Here is a 14,587-nt window from a genome sequence, read left to right as displayed (position 1 = left end):
TTTGGAGAGTTTTTTATGGCAGGTCATAGTAAATGGGCCAACACCAAGCACCGCAAAGCGGCACAGGATGCCAAGCGCGGTAAAATCTTTACGAAAATTATTCGCGAGCTGGTCACCGCCGCGCGTCTGGGCGGCGGCGATGCGGGATCTAACCCGCGTCTGCGCGCGGCAATCGACAAAGCGCTGAGCAACAACATGACCCGCGACACCCTGAACCGCGCTATTGCCCGCGGCGTGGGCGGCGATGATGATGCAAACATGGAAACCATCATCTATGAAGGTTACGGTCCTGGCGGCACGGCGGTGATGGTTGAATGTCTGTCCGACAACCGTAACCGTACCGTTGCGGAAGTCCGTCATGCCTTCACCAAAACCGGCGGTAACCTGGGGACCGACGGTTCCGTTTCCTACCTGTTCAGCAAAAAAGGCGTTATCTCCTTCGAGAAAGGCGACGAAGATGCGATCATGGAAGCGGCGCTGGAAGCGGGCGCGGAAGACGTTGTGACCTATGACGACGGCGCGATTGACGTTTATACCGCGTGGGAAGAGATGGGCGCGGTACGCGATGCGCTGGAAGCCGCCGGCCTGAAAGCGGACGCCGCTGAAGTCTCGATGATCCCGTCTACCAAAGCGGACATGGACGCGGAAACTGCGCCGAAACTGCTGCGTCTGATCGATATGCTGGAAGATTGCGACGACGTGCAGGAAGTTTATCACAACGGCGAGATCTCTGATGAGGTCGCCGCAACGCTCTAATGTTGCCGACCGTTAAACCACTAACCGGAGGCGCGTGATGGCCATTATTCTCGGCATTGACCCGGGGTCGCGCGTCACTGGTTATGGCGTCATCCGCCAGGTTGGACGCCAGCTCAGCTATCTGGGCAGCGGCTGTATTCGCACGAAAGTGGATGATTTACCGTCTCGCCTGAAGCTCATCTATGCGGGCGTCACGGAAATTATTACCCAGTTCCAGCCGGACTATTTCGCCATCGAACAAGTGTTTATGGCCAAGAATGCCGACTCGGCGCTGAAGCTCGGCCAGGCGCGCGGCGTGGCGATTGTCGCGGCGACGAATCAGGACCTGCCGGTCTTTGAGTACGCCGCCAGGCAGGTAAAGCAGACCGTTGTCGGCATCGGCAGCGCGGAAAAGAGCCAGGTGCAGCATATGGTGCGCACCTTGCTCAAGCTGCCGGCCAACCCGCAGGCGGATGCGGCGGATGCTTTAGCCATCGCCATCACCCACTGCCACGTCAGCCAGAACGCCGCCCAGATCAGCGAAAGCCGCCTGAATCTGGCGCGTGGACGCTTACGATAACCTGAAATCAGGCTGGATATCTATCCAGCCTTTTTTTATGATACCGCATTAGACTTTCAGCCCTTAATCCAGGAGCTCCACGTGATAGGCAGACTCAGAGGCATCATTCTCGAAAAACAACCCCCGCTGGTTTTACTCGAAACGGGAGGCGTAGGCTATGAGGTTCATCTGCCGATGACCTGTTTCTACGAGCTGCCGGACGTGGGCAAAGAGGCGATCATTTTTACCCACTTTATCGTCCGCGAAGACGCTCAGCTGCTGTATGGCTTTAACAACAAGCAGGAGCGCACGCTGTTTAAAGAGCTGATTAAAACCAACGGCGTCGGTCCGAAGCTGGCGCTGGCGATCCTTTCCGGCATGTCGGCGCAGCAGTTTGTGAATGCCGTTGAGCGCGAGGAGCTGGCGGCGCTGGTGAAGCTGCCGGGAATCGGCAAGAAAACCGCGGAACGCCTGATTGTCGAAATGAAAGACCGCTTTAAAGGGCTGCACGGCGATCTGTTTACGCCGGCGGCGGATCTGGTGCTGACGTCTCCAGCCGGTCCTTCTGATGATGATGCTGAACAGGAAGCGGTTGCCGCGCTGGTGGCGCTGGGCTATAAACCTCAGGAGGCCAGCCGGATGGTCAGCAAAATCGTGCGCCCGGATGCCAACAGTGAAACGCTAATTCGCGAAGCGCTCCGCGCCGCGTTGTGAGGTAAGGGATGATTGAAGCAGACAGGCTGGTATCGGCGGACAGCAGCGGTTTTGAAGAGGCAGCCGATCGCGCCATTCGCCCTAAATTGCTGCAAGAGTACGTGGGCCAGCCGCACGTCCGTTCGCAGATGGAGATTTTTATCCAGGCGGCGAAGCTGCGCGGCGACGCGCTCGATCACCTGCTGATTTTTGGCCCGCCGGGGCTGGGGAAAACCACCCTGGCAAACATCGTCGCCAACGAGATGGGCGTGAACCTGCGCACCACCTCCGGCCCGGTGCTGGAAAAGGCGGGCGATCTGGCGGCGATGTTGACCAATCTTGAACCCCACGACGTTCTGTTTATCGACGAGATCCACCGTCTGTCACCGGTTGTTGAAGAAGTTCTCTATCCGGCAATGGAAGATTATCAGCTGGATATCATGATTGGCGAAGGGCCCGCGGCGCGTTCGATAAAAATCGATCTGCCGCCGTTTACCCTGATTGGCGCGACGACTCGCGCAGGTTCATTGACTTCGCCGCTGCGCGACCGTTTTGGCATCGTTCAGCGCCTGGAGTTCTATCAGATCCCGGACCTGCAGCATATTGTCAGCCGCAGCGCCCGCTATATGGGGCTGGAGATGAGCGAAGAGGGGGCTCTGGAGGTCGCGCGTCGCGCGCGCGGCACGCCGCGAATCGCCAACCGCCTGTTGCGCCGGGTGCGCGATTTTGCCGAGGTTCGCTACGACGGGCGTATCTCTGAGGATATTGCCGCTCAGGCGCTGGATATGCTCAACGTGGATGCGGAAGGCTTTGATTATATGGACCGTAAGCTGCTGCTGGCGGTCATCGATAAATTCTTTGGCGGGCCGGTCGGGCTGGATAACCTGGCGGCGGCCATCGGCGAAGAGCGGGAAACGATTGAAGATGTGCTTGAGCCGTATCTGATCCAGCAGGGCTTTTTACAGCGTACTCCGCGCGGGCGAATGGCGACGGTGCGGGCCTGGACCCACTTCGGCATTACGCCGCCGGAAATGCCTTAATCGTTGTCCGGCGATAAAACAGCAGACCGCAGGGGCCGGTAGCCCGGCCAAGCGGAGCGCAAGCCGGGAAAATAGCTGAGTGGTTGATGTCCCGGCTTGCGGCGTGAACGCCTTCGCCGGGCGACAACGTCCGCAGACGGCGGTGATCCCATCGCAATCTGCCGAGTTTTGACGGCGGCTGACGCGGGCGCATAAGCGTCAGGCGGCCGCTTTCTTGCTCATGCTGATAATAAACAGCAGCGCGGCGCACAGCACCACGGAAGGCCCCGCTGGCGTGTCGTAGAACGCCGAGAAGGTCAAACCGCCGGTCACCGCAATCATCCCAACGCCAACCGCCACTCCCGCCATTTGCTCTGGCGTACGGGCAAAGCGACGGGCCGTTGCGGCGGGAATGATCAGCAGCGATGTGATAATCAGCGCCCCGACGAACTTCATCGCCACGCCGATGGTCAGCGCGGTGACCAGCATCAGAAGAAGTTTCACCCGCTGGAGCTTAACGCCGTCAACAAACGCCAGATCCGGACTGATGGTCATCGACAGCAGGTTGCGCCACTGCCAGAGCAGGATCGCCAGCACGATAACCACGCCAATAGCGATAGATATCAAATCTTCCGGCGTCACCGCCAGCAGATCGCCAAACAGATAGGCCATCAGGTCGACGCGCACGTTTGACATCAGGCTGACCACCACCAGGCCCAGAGACAGCGCGCTGTGGGCCATGATGCCGAGTAGCGTATCTACCGCCAGATGGGGACGTTTTTCCAGCCATACCAGCCCGCCCGCCAGCAGCAGCGTCACCGCGATGACCGCATAGAACGGATTGACGTTGAGCAGTAAACCAAAAGCGACGCCGAGCAGAGATGCGTGGGCGAGGGTATCGCCGAAGTAGGACATCCGGCGCCAGACGACGAACGATCCCAGCGGACCCGCCGCACAGGCGAGCATCATTCCGGCCAGCCAGCCGGGGAGCAGTAATTCAATCATTAACGGTCATTTCCCCGACGCAGTACAATCCGCCCCTGCAGGTCGTGGCGGTGATTATGATGATGGCGATAAATACCCAGCTGTTCCGCGCCGCGCTGGCCGAACATCGAGATAAATTCCGGATGCATAGAAACCACTTCCGGCGCGCCAGAGCAGCAAATATGCTGATTGAGACACAGCACTTCGTCGGTTTTGGCCATCACCAGGTGCAGGTCATGAGAAACCATCAGCACGGCGCAATTAAGCTCCTGGCGCAGCTGGTTAATCAGATCGTAAAGCGCCACCTGGCCGTTGACGTCAACGCCCTGCGTTGGCTCGTCGAGCACCAGCAGCTGCGGCTGATTGAGCAGCGCCCGCGCCAGAAGTACCCGCTGGGTCTCGCCGCCGGAAAGCTTCTGCATGGGGGCGTCGATCAGATGTCCGGCCTGTACGCGCTTCAGCGCCGGTAAAATATCGCGCTTGTGGGTTCCCGGACGTAAAAGCATAAAGCGGCTTACGGTCAGCGGCATCGTGGCATCAAGGTGCAGCTTTTGCGGGACATAGCCGATCCGCAGATGTCCCTCGCGTTTGATAACCCCTTCCGTAGGTGCTACCAGCCCAAGAACGACTCTGACAAGGGTTGATTTACCGGCGCCGTTGGGGCCCAGTAGGGTTAAAATTTTGCCCGGCTTTAGCGTTAGCGAAATGTCAGACAGCACGCGCCTTTGGCCATACACGACCGCGACGTTTTCCAGCGTTACAAGATTTGTCATATCAAATTAGAGGTTGCACAAGCTAGTGAATGTTATAATATCACATCTTTCTCATTCATTACGATGATTAGACGCATTATGTTACATAAAAATACGCTTCTTTGCGCTGGACTTAGCGCCGCTTTTTTGTTCGCACATGCACCGCTGGCAAGCGCCGCGGTTGTCACCTCCCTTAAACCGCTTGGCTTTATCGCATCAGCTATTGCTGATGGGGTAACGGAGACCCAGGTACTGCTGCCAGACGGGGCGTCGGAGCACGATTATTCACTGCGCCCGTCGGATGCAAAACGCTTACAGAACGCAGACTTAGTCGTCTGGATTGGTCCGGAGATGGAGGCGTTTATGGATAAGTCAACGCAAAGCATTGCGCCGAACAAAAAGGTGACGATTGCCGAGCTTGACGGCGTGAAACCGTTACTCATGAAAGGCACCGACGACGACGATGACCACCACGGTCACGATCATGGCGCCGGGGAAAATAGTGACGACGATCACCATCACGGCATCTATAACATGCATCTATGGCTTTCCCCAGAGATAGCGCGCCTTTCGGCGGTTGCAATCCACGATAAATTATTGGAACTTATGCCGCAGAGTCGAGCCAAACTTGACGCCAACCTGAAGGATTTTGAGGCAAAATTAGCCGCAACCGACAAGCAGGTTGGGACCGAGCTGGCACCGCTGAAAGGGAAGGGATATTTCGTTTTTCATGACGCCTACGGCTACTTTGAAAAACACTACGGTTTGACCTCTTTAGGTCATTTTACTGTCAACCCTGAAATCCAGCCTGGTGCGCAGCGTTTACACGAAATTAGAACACAGTTGGTTGAGCAAAAAGCAACTTGCGTTTTTGCTGAGCCACAGTTCAGGCCAGCGGTTATAGAAGCTGTTGCCAGGGGAACGTCCGTGCGCATGGGAACCCTGGATCCACTTGGAATCGGAATTAAGCTGGGTAAAGAGAGTTATCCGCAATTCCTGAGCCAGATGGCGAATCAGTATTCAAGCTGCCTGAAAGGAGAATAACGAGGAAGTGAATACGTGCAACAGATAGCCAGCGCTGTCACTCAGGCATTTAACAATCTGCCACGACCTCACCGCGTTATGCTGGGGTCGCTTAGCGTTCTTACCTTAGCGGTCGCCGTCTGGCGACCCTACATCTACCACCATCCCGAAACGGCCCCCATCTCCAGAACCATCGAGCTGGAACAAAGCGAAATTCGTTCTCTGCTGCCAGAGGCCTCGGAACCTATCGATCAGGCGCCTCAGGAAGAGGAGGCCATCCCTCAGGATGAGCTGGATGATAAAGCGGACAGCGATTCCGGCGGCCATGAATATGTGGTCTCGACCGGCGATACGCTTAGCAGCATTCTTAATCAGTACGGTATTGATATGGGCGATATCGCCCGGCTCTCTTCGGTAGATAAAGAGCTGCGTAATCTGAAAATAGGCCAACAGCTCTCCTGGACGCTGACGGCGGATGGCGATTTGCAAAGCCTGACCTGGGAGATGTCACGCCGCGAAACCCGTACCTATGACCGGGTTGCTAACGGTTTCAAAATGAGCAGCGAGCTGCAAAAAGGCGACTGGGTCAACAGCGTACTGAAAGGTACCGTGGGCGGCAGCTTCGTCGCCAGCGCTCGTGACGCCGGCCTGACCAGTACCGAAATCAGCGCGGTAATCAAAGCTATGCAGTGGCAGATGGACTTCCGTAAGCTGAAAAAAGGCGATGAGTTTTCCGTACTGATGTCGCGTGAAATGCTCGACGGTAAGCGCGAGCAAAGCCAGCTGCTTGGCGTTCGCCTGCGCTCGGATGGCAAAGACTACTACGCGATCCGCGCCGAGGATGGCAAATTCTACGATCGCAACGGTACCGGCCTGGCGAAGGGTTTCCTGCGCTTCCCGACCGCACGTCAGTTCCGCGTCTCTTCGAACTTTAACCCGCGTCGTCTGAACCCGGTGACCGGCCGCGTCGCCCCGCATCGCGGCGTCGATTTTGCGATGCCGCAGGGCACGCCGGTGCTGTCGGTAGGGGATGGCGAAGTGGTGGTGGCTAAACGTAGCGGTGCGGCCGGTTATTACGTCGCCGTCCGCCATGGCCGCACCTATACCACCCGCTATATGCACCTGCGTAAGCTGCTGGTCAAACCCGGGCAGAAGGTCAAACGCGGCGATCGCATTGCGCTGTCGGGCAACACCGGCCGCTCTACCGGCCCGCATCTGCATTATGAAGTGTGGATTAACCAGCAGGCGGTCAACCCGCTGACGGCGAAACTGCCGCGTACGGAAGGGCTCAGCGGTTCCGACCGTACCGATTATCTGGCGCAGGCAAAACAGGTTATTCCGCAGCTGCGGTTTGACTAACCTTCCGTCAGTTAAAGCTGGCGCCAGCTGTGCGCCGGCTTTTTCTTTTGTACGTTACTCAACGTATCGCTAAACTAACTCATTATCTTTATTGAGCGGAACGTCTGCGGATTGGGCATGGAAACGAAAAAAAATAATATTGAATTTATTCCAAAATTTGAAAAATCCTTTTTATTGCCGCGCTACTGGGGCGCGTGGTTAGGGGTTTTTGCCTTCGCCGGTATCGCTCTGACGCCAGCGTCTTTCCGCGATCCTATTCTCGGCAAACTGGGGCGTTTTGTGGGCCGCCTGGCAAAGAGTTCGCGCCGTCGCGCGCAGATTAACCTGCTGTACTGTTTCCCGGAAAAGAGTGAGCAGGAACGAGAAGACATTATTGATGCCATGTACGCTTCCGCGCCGCAGGCGATGGTCATGATGGCGGAACTAGGCCTGCGCGACCCGCAGCGCATTCTTTCCCGCGTCGACTGGCAGGGCAAAGAGATCATTGATGAGATGCAGAGGAACAACGAGAAAGTGATCTTTCTGGTTCCTCATGCCTGGGGAGTGGACATTCCGGCGATGCTGATGGCGTCCGGCGGGCAAAAAATGGCGGCGATGTTCCATAATCAGGGCAACCCGGTCTTTGATTACGTCTGGAATACCGTCCGCCGACGTTTCGGCGGACGTATGCACGCGCGCAACGACGGGATCAAACCGTTTATTCAGTCGGTGCGTCAGGGCTACTGGGGCTACTATCTGCCGGATCAGGATCACGGCGCCGAGCACAGCGAATTCGTTGATTTCTTCGCCACCTATAAAGCGACGCTGCCGGCGATCGGCCGTTTAATGAAAGTGTGCCGTGCCCGCGTCGTACCGCTGTTCCCGGTCTATGATGGCGAAACGCATCGTCTGACGGTGCTGGTGCGCCCGCCGATGGACGATCTGCTGGAGGCGGACGATACCACTATCGCCCGGCGGATGAACGAAGAAGTGGAAGTGTTCGTGAAGCCGCATACCGAGCAGTACACCTGGATCCTCAAATTGCTGAAAACGCGCAAGCCGGGTGAAATCGAGCCGTATAAGCGTAAAGAGCTGTACCCGCGAAAGAAATAATCGGTGTCAGCGGCGAAAAAAAACCTGCCAGCATTTGCCGGCAGGTTTTTTTATGGCGGAGAAAATTACTCGACGGTCAGAATACGGGTGGTGTTGGTGCTACCGATGGTGCTCATGACATCGCCCTGAGTGACGATAACCAGGTCGCCGGTCACCAGATAGCCTTTGTCACGCAGCAGCGTTACCGCGTCGTGCGCAGCGGCTACGCCATCATTGACGCTATCGAAATGAACCGGCGTCACGCCGCGATACAGCGCAGTCAGGTTCAGCGTGCGCTCGTGGCGAGACAAGGCGAAAATCGGCAGGCCGGAGCTGATGCGCGAAGTCATCAGCGCGGTGCGGCCGGATTCGGTCATGGTAATGATCGCGGTGACGCCCTTGAGGTGGTTCGCCGCGTACATGGCCGACATGGCAATGGCTTCTTCCACGTTATCGAACTGAATGTCCAGACGGTGCTTGGAGACGTTGAGGCTAGGGATTTTTTCCGCACCGAGGCAGACGCGCGCCATCGCGGCAACGGTTTCAGACGGATACTGACCAGCGGCGGTTTCGGCCGACAGCATCACGGCGTCGGTTCCATCCAGCACGGCGTTCGCCACGTCCATGACTTCAGCGCGGGTTGGCATCGGGTTGGTGATCATCGACTCCATCATCTGCGTCGCGGTGATGACCGAGCGGTTCAGCTGACGGGCGCGGCGGATCAGCGCCTTCTGGATGCCGACCAGCTCCGGATCGCCGATTTCTACGCCGAGGTCGCCGCGGGCCACCATAACAACGTCGGAGGCGAGGATCACATCATCCATCGCGTCCTGATCGCATACCGCCTCGGCACGCTCGACCTTGGCGACGATTTTGGCATCGCAGCCGGCATCGCGCGCCAGGCGACGGGCGTAGTTCAGATCTTCGCCGCAGCGCGGGAAGGAGACGGCCAGATAGTCGACGCCAATTTTGGCGGCGGTGACGATGTCCGCTTTGTCTTTTTCCGTCAGCGCTTCTGCAGAGAGGCCGCCGCCGAGTTTGTTGATACCCTTATTGTTGGACAACGGTCCGCCGACGGTGACTTCGGTGAACACCTTCATGCCCTGAACTTCGAGGACCTTCAGCTGCACGCGGCCATCGTCCAGCAGCAGGATATCGCCCGGAACCACGTCAGCCGGGAGTCCTTTATAGTCGATGCCGACTTTCTCTTTGTCGCCTTCGCCTTTACCCAGGTTCGCGTCGAGGAGGAATTTGTCACCGATATTGAGGAAAATTTTCCCTTCTTTGAAGGTGGAGACGCGGATTTTCGGCCCCTGTAGGTCACCGAGAATCGCGACATGACGGCCCAGTTTTGCCGCAATCTCACGGACTTTATCCGCGCGAATCTGATGATCTTCCGCGGTGCCATGAGAGAAGTTCATACGCACCACGTTAGCGCCTGCGGCAATAACCTTCTCAAGGTTGTTATCGCGGTCGGTAGCCGGGCCTAAGGTAGTGACGATTTTGGTTCTGCGAAGCCTTCTGGACATGTAATACTCCGTTGACTGAAACATCTTTGGTGTTGCGTGAACATGGATTCGGTAGCGCCGATGAGCAAAGTCGCTATACCGGAACGATACCGACGGTGTAATAGGATAGTGCTTTGTTTCTACTTTTATTGGTTATTGCTGTGTACGCTGAGCTCTTTATCAAACCGCGATTCCTTGAGCGCTTCCTTGACCCTCTTCAAGTTATCTCTGAATTTTGCGCCCCGCCGCAGGGTGAAGCCGGTCGCCAGTACGTCAATCACCGTCAGCTGCGCTAAGCGGGAAACCATCGGCATATAGATATCGGTATCTTCCGGCACATCCAGGGTAATAGCCAGCGTTGCCTCACGGGAAAGCGGCGTACCGGGGGAGGTAATGGCGATCACCATCGCATCGTTTTCACGGGCCAGCTGCGCCAGCTCCACCAGGCTTTTGGTCCTGCCGGTGTGCGAGATGATCACCACTACGTCATCGTCATTACAGTTCATACAGCTCATGCGTTGCAGGACGATGTCGTCGGAATAGATCACCGGTACATTAAAGCGGAAAAACTTGTTCATTGCGTCGTGGGCGACAGCGGCCGAAGAGCCGAGGCCAAAAAAGGCGATTTTCTTCGCCTGCGTGAGCAGGTCAACCGCCCGATTAATCGCCGACATATCGAGAGAATGATGGACCTGATCTAAACTGGCCATGGCGGATTCAAATATCTTTCCCGTATAGGACTCGACGCTGTCGTCTTCATCGACGTTGCGGTTAACATAGAGGGTACCGTGCGCCAGGCTTTGGGCCAGATGCAGTTTAAAATCCGGGAAACCGCGGGTTTCCAGACTGCGGCAGAAACGGTTAACCGTGGGCTCGCTGACGCCGGCTTCCAGCGCCAGGGCGGCAATACTTGAATGGATGGCCTGTGCGGGTGTTGCAAGGATGACTTCCGCCACTTTGCGTTCAGATTTGCTAAGGTGTTCCAGCCGGGACTGGATTTTTTCCAGCATGTTCATGGGTAATCGGGCGCTCATCAATGGAAGCGATTTCATTAATGGGTGAAATCATCAGGCGTTTTAGCAAGAATATACCCCTCCGTTGTCGGAAACGGTGAGGAATGACCTTAAAATATGTTGTTTTTTTTCATTACATGATCAGAGTCGTATTTTACTAACTGAGAATCGGTCGAAACAACGAACAATATTAGCCGCATGCCCAAAATCTCAGCGCCTGTTTTCCACCCTGTGCGATTTAGTAGCGGGAACCGGCGCTGAGGGTTTCGGGAAATTCGTAAACACAGTACGATGCAGTGAAAGAAAATTACAAATATAGCCTGGCACAAGCACCAGTCTATCAACTAAGGAGAATGACATGGCGGTAACGCAAACGGCCCAGGCATGCGATCTGGTCATTTTCGGCGCGAAGGGTGACCTGGCGCGACGTAAATTGCTGCCTTCCCTGTATCAGCTCGAAAAAGCTGGTCAGATCCATCCTGACACCCGCATCATCGGCGTCGGCCGTGCCGACTGGGATAAAGACGCTTACACCAAAGTTGTGCGTGAAGCGATGGAAACCTTCATGAAGGAAAAAATCGATGAAGGTTTGTGGGAGACCCTGAGCGGGCGTCTGGATTTCTGTAACCTTGATGTCAACGATACCAAAGCGTTTACCCGCCTGGGCAAAATGCTCGATCAGAAAGAGCGGGTGACCATTAACTATTTCGCCATGCCGCCAAGCACCTTTGGCGCGATTTGCAAAGGTCTGGGCGAAGCGAAGCTGAACGCGAAACCGGCGCGCGTGGTGATGGAAAAACCGCTGGGGACTTCCCTGGAAACCTCCCGCGAGATCAATGATCGGGTAGGCGAGTTCTTTGAAGAGTGCCAGGTCTACCGCATCGACCACTATCTGGGTAAAGAGACGGTGCTGAACCTGCTGGCGCTGCGCTTTGCCAACTCCCTGTTCGTCAATAACTGGGACAGCCGCACCATCGATCACGTTGAGATCACCGTGGCGGAAGAGGTGGGCATTGAGGGCCGCTGGGGCTACTTCGACCAGGCCGGGCAGATGCGCGACATGATCCAGAACCACCTGCTGCAAATTCTGTGCATGATCGCCATGTCTCCGCCGTCTGATTTGACTGCCGATAGCATCCGCGATGAAAAAGTGAAGGTGCTGAAATCGCTGCGCCGCATTGACCGCACCAACGTGCGTGAAAAAACGGTGCGCGGCCAGTACACCGCCGGCTTCGCGCAGGGTAAAAAAGTGCCGGGCTACCTCGAAGAAGAGGGTGCCAACAAGTCCAGCCATACTGAAACCTTCGTGGCCATCCGCGTAGATATCGACAACTGGCGCTGGGCGGGCGTACCGTTCTACCTGCGTACCGGTAAGCGACTGCCGACCAAATGTTCCGAAGTCGTGGTTTACTTTAAGACGCCGGAACTGAACCTGTTCAAAGAGACCTGGCAAGAGCTGCCGCAGAATAAGCTGACCATTCGTCTGCAGCCGGATGAAGGGGTGGATATCCAGGTGCTGAACAAAGTCCCGGGACTAGACCACAAGCATAACCTGCAGATCACCAAGCTGGACCTGAGCTACTCGGAAACCTTTAATCAAACCCATCTGGCGGATGCCTACGAGCGTCTGCTGCTGGAAACGATGCGCGGTATCCAGGCGCTGTTCGTGCGTCGCGACGAAGTGGAGGAGGCGTGGAAGTGGGTCGACTCCATCACGGAAGCCTGGGCCGCCGATCGCGATTCGCCAAAACCTTACCAGGCGGGCACCTGGGGGCCGGTTGCCTCCGTGGCGATGATCACCCGCGATGGTCGTTCGTGGAACGAGTTTGAGTAATCGCCAACTCCTCCGTCAGGGTTATTTTACCGGTAACATGATCTGACGCAGCAAGTCGTGTAATTTTTAATCTTTTAAGCCCCGGAGGATTCACCCCCGGGGCTTTTTTTATTACACTGCCTACAGATATTTTGCCCCTGAGCCCCAGTACAGGTGCCTTAAGCACCGAAAAGTATCGTTAAAGCGCTGCGGCCGGACAGATAAAATTTGAGGAGCCTTTATGAATTCAGAAATGTTACGGGTAACAAATCGTATCATCGAACGCTCGCGCGATACCCGCGAAGCCTACCTCGCCCGGATTAACCAGGCCAAAACCGATACCGTTCATCGCGCCCAGCTGGCGTGCGGTAACCTGGCCCACGGCTTTGCCGCCTGCCAGGCGGATGACAAAGCCTCGCTGAAAAGCATGCTGCGCAATAACATCGCCATCATTACCTCCTACAACGATATGCTCTCCGCTCACCAGCCCTATGAGCGCTATCCGGACATTATCCGCAAAGCGCTGCACTCCGCCAACGCGGTAGGCCAGGTCGCTGGCGGCGTTCCGGCGATGTGCGATGGCGTGACGCAGGGGCAGGATGGGATGGAGCTATCGCTGCTGAGTCGCGAAGTGATTGCCATGTCCGCCGCGATTGGCCTGTCGCACAATATGTTTGACGGGGCGCTCTACCTTGGCGTCTGCGATAAAATCGTCCCCGGCCTGGCGATGGCTGCGCTATCGTTCGGCCATCTGCCGTCGATCTTTATTCCTTCCGGGCCGATGGCCAGCGGCCTGGCGAATAAAGAAAAAGTGCGCATTCGTCAGCTCTATGCGGAAGGCAAAGTGGATCGTATGGCGCTGCTGGAGTCCGAGGCCGCGTCTTACCATGCGCCTGGCACCTGTACCTTCTACGGTACCGCCAATACCAACCAGATGGTGGTTGAGTTTATGGGGATGCAGCTGCCCGGCTCGTCATTCGTGCATCCGGATGCGCCGCTGCGCGAAGCGCTGACCGCCGCCGCCGCCCGTCAGGTGACCCGCCTGACCGGCAACGGTAACGAGTGGATGCCGCTGGGCAAAATGTTTGATGAAAAAGTGGTGGTCAACGGGATTGTCGCGCTGCTGGCAACCGGCGGCTCCACCAACCATACCATGCACCTGGTGGCGATGGCGCGGGCGGCAGGGATTATCATTAACTGGGATGATTTCTCCGATCTCTCAGACGTGGTGCCGCTGCTGGCGCGCCTCTACCCGAACGGCCCGGCGGATATTAACCACTTCCAGGCGGCGGGCGGCGTGCCGGTGCTGGTGCGCGAGCTGCTGAAAGGCGGCCTGCTGCATGAAGATGTCCATACCGTTGCCGGTTTCGGCCTCTCTCGCTACACCATGGAGCCTTGGCTTAATAACGGTGAACTTGACTGGCGCGAAGGGGCGGCCGCTCCGCTTGATGAAGCGGTTATCGCCACCTTTGACAAGCCGTTCTCTCGCCACGGCGGCACTAAAGTGCTGAGCGGCAATCTCGGCCGCGCGGTGATGAAAACCTCCGCCGTGCCGGTTGAGAACCAGATTATTGAAGCGCCGGCGGTGGTTTTCGAGAGCCAGCATGACGTGCTGCCCGCCTTTGAGGCGGGACTGCTCGACAAAGATTGCGTGGTTGTGGTCCGTCATCAGGGACCAAAAGCGAACGGCATGCCAGAATTACATAAACTTATGCCGCCACTTGGTGTATTATTGGACCGCCGTTTCAAAATTGCGCTGGTGACCGATGGTCGACTCTCCGGCGCATCAGGCAAAGTGCCGTCGGCTATCCACGTGACGCCCGAAGCGTACGATGGTGGTCTGCTGGCGAAGGTACGCGATGGCGACATTATTCGCGTCAACGGCCAGACGGGCGAGCTGACGCTGCGGGTCGATGACGCCGAGCTGGCCGCGCGTCAGCCGCATATTCCTGACCTGAGCGGTTCGCGCGTAGGAACCGGCCGGGAAATGTTCGGTGCGCTGCGTGAGAAACTCTCCGGAGCAGAACAGGGCGCAACCTGCATCACATTTTAAGACGA

General features: G+C 56.9%; 13 protein-coding genes. 9 read left to right on the top strand and 4 right to left on the bottom strand.

Annotated elements, in window-relative coordinates; genetic code table 11:
- Nucleotides 1-15: 15 nt before the first annotated feature.
- The 4 genes from CMQ96_RS01450 (at nucleotide 16) to ruvB (ending at nucleotide 3,027) form a co-directional block, all read left to right on the top strand.
- Nucleotides 16-756, top strand: a complete 741-nt coding sequence (locus CMQ96_RS01450; protein ID WP_004122063.1) for a YebC/PmpR family DNA-binding transcriptional regulator — start codon at nucleotides 16-18, stop codon at nucleotides 754-756.
- A 37-nt stretch (nucleotides 757-793) separates the two neighbouring features.
- Entirely contained in the window at nucleotides 794-1,315 is a 522-nt protein-coding gene (ruvC, locus tag CMQ96_RS01445) for a crossover junction endodeoxyribonuclease RuvC (protein WP_004113791.1), read from the top strand.
- 81 nt (nucleotides 1,316-1,396) lie between these two features.
- A complete protein-coding gene (ruvA, locus tag CMQ96_RS01440) occupies nucleotides 1,397-2,008 on the top strand; it encodes a Holliday junction branch migration protein RuvA (RefSeq protein WP_004103390.1) in 612 nt (203 codons plus the stop codon).
- Between the two features lie 8 nt (nucleotides 2,009-2,016).
- On the top strand, nucleotides 2,017-3,027 hold the full coding sequence (gene ruvB / locus CMQ96_RS01435) for a Holliday junction branch migration DNA helicase RuvB (protein WP_024359878.1): 1,011 nt from the start codon (nucleotides 2,017-2,019) through the stop codon (nucleotides 3,025-3,027).
- 198 nt (nucleotides 3,028-3,225) lie between these two features.
- Here the strand turns inward: ruvB and znuB are convergent, their stop codons facing one another.
- On the bottom strand, nucleotides 3,226-4,011 hold the full coding sequence (znuB, locus tag CMQ96_RS01430; RefSeq protein ID WP_024359877.1) for a zinc ABC transporter permease subunit ZnuB: 786 nt from the start codon (nucleotides 4,009-4,011) through the stop codon (nucleotides 3,226-3,228).
- Nucleotides 4,011-4,763, bottom strand: coding sequence for a zinc ABC transporter ATP-binding protein ZnuC (gene znuC / locus CMQ96_RS01425; RefSeq protein WP_024359876.1), 753 nt, complete (start codon nucleotides 4,761-4,763; stop codon nucleotides 4,011-4,013). The genes znuB and znuC overlap by 1 nt, the downstream gene beginning before the upstream one ends.
- Before the next feature lie 78 nt (nucleotides 4,764-4,841).
- Here znuC and znuA point away from each other — a divergent pair, with 78 nt between their 5' ends.
- The 3 genes from znuA to lpxM all read left to right on the top strand — a co-directional run bounded on the left by znuA (nucleotide 4,842) and on the right by lpxM (nucleotide 8,216).
- Nucleotides 4,842-5,786, top strand: coding sequence for a zinc ABC transporter substrate-binding protein ZnuA (znuA, locus tag CMQ96_RS01420; RefSeq protein WP_004122058.1), 945 nt, complete (start codon nucleotides 4,842-4,844; stop codon nucleotides 5,784-5,786).
- Nucleotides 5,787-5,801: 15 nt separating this feature from the next.
- Nucleotides 5,802-7,124 carry a murein DD-endopeptidase MepM gene (mepM, locus tag CMQ96_RS01415; RefSeq protein ID WP_098065728.1) on the top strand — a complete coding sequence of 441 codons (1,323 nt, stop codon included), beginning with the start codon at nucleotides 5,802-5,804 and terminating at the stop codon, nucleotides 7,122-7,124.
- A 117-nt stretch (nucleotides 7,125-7,241) separates the two neighbouring features.
- The gene (lpxM, locus tag CMQ96_RS01410; RefSeq protein ID WP_024359874.1) at nucleotides 7,242-8,216 is read left to right on the top strand and encodes a lauroyl-Kdo(2)-lipid IV(A) myristoyltransferase; all 975 of its coding nucleotides are present in this window, start codon (nucleotides 7,242-7,244) and stop codon (nucleotides 8,214-8,216) included.
- A gap of 65 nt (nucleotides 8,217-8,281) precedes the next feature.
- Here the strand turns inward: lpxM and pyk are convergent, their stop codons facing one another.
- Both pyk and CMQ96_RS01400 read right to left on the bottom strand, forming a co-directional pair.
- On the bottom strand, nucleotides 8,282-9,724 hold the full coding sequence (gene pyk / locus CMQ96_RS01405) for a pyruvate kinase (protein WP_004122043.1): 1,443 nt from the start codon (nucleotides 9,722-9,724) through the stop codon (nucleotides 8,282-8,284).
- Between the two features lie 125 nt (nucleotides 9,725-9,849).
- A complete protein-coding gene (locus tag CMQ96_RS01400) occupies nucleotides 9,850-10,755 on the bottom strand; it encodes a MurR/RpiR family transcriptional regulator (RefSeq protein ID WP_162685358.1) in 906 nt (301 codons plus the stop codon).
- A 319-nt stretch (nucleotides 10,756-11,074) separates the two neighbouring features.
- Here CMQ96_RS01400 and zwf point away from each other — a divergent pair, with 319 nt between their 5' ends.
- Nucleotides 11,075-12,550 (top strand): glucose-6-phosphate dehydrogenase, encoded by a 1,476-nt coding sequence (gene zwf / locus CMQ96_RS01395; protein WP_004122041.1) that lies wholly within the window; start codon nucleotides 11,075-11,077, stop codon nucleotides 12,548-12,550.
- 220 nt (nucleotides 12,551-12,770) lie between these two features.
- Nucleotides 12,771-14,582 carry a phosphogluconate dehydratase gene (gene edd / locus CMQ96_RS01390; RefSeq protein WP_024359873.1) on the top strand — a complete coding sequence of 604 codons (1,812 nt, stop codon included), beginning with the start codon at nucleotides 12,771-12,773 and terminating at the stop codon, nucleotides 14,580-14,582.
- Nucleotides 14,583-14,587: the final 5 nt, after the last annotated feature.

This window comes from Klebsiella sp. MBT K-1 (assembly GCF_002556465.1).
GTDB classification, from domain to species: Bacteria; Pseudomonadota; Gammaproteobacteria; order Enterobacterales; family Enterobacteriaceae; genus Klebsiella; species Klebsiella grimontii.
The sequence above is the reverse complement of the archived record's forward strand: the minus strand, read 5'-3'. Positions and strand labels throughout refer to the sequence as shown.